Below are 246 nucleotides of genomic sequence, written 5' to 3'. Positions count from 1 at the left end.
CACCTGGACGCGCCGGACTACCTGGCGTTGCGCGCCACGTTGGTCAGTGCGCCCGGCCAACCCGGCAACATCGTGAACCGGGACACCTCCGGAAAACCCGTGGACAAGACGCCGCAGATTGCCGGCTTCTCCTCGCGCGGACCGCACAATGCCGCCGGCGGCGATATTTTGAAGCCTGATCTGGCCGCCACCGGAGTCAATGTGCTTTCCGGATTCTCGCCGATCGCGTCGGGGGGAAGCCAATTC

At 65.4% G+C, this 246-nt stretch carries 1 protein-coding gene; it reads left to right on the top strand.

Going from position 1 to position 246, the window contains the following annotated elements:
* On the top strand, positions 1-246 hold a 246-nt coding region (locus FVA95_RS31315), incomplete at both ends, for a hypothetical protein (RefSeq protein WP_161992559.1).

Origin of the sequence: Pseudonocardia sp. EV170527-09 (genome assembly GCF_008369905.1) — a bacterium.
GTDB lineage: Bacteria > Actinomycetota > Actinomycetes > Mycobacteriales > Pseudonocardiaceae > Pseudonocardia.
Note: the sequence above shows the minus strand (reverse complement) of the source record. Positions and strands in the feature narration are given on the sequence as shown.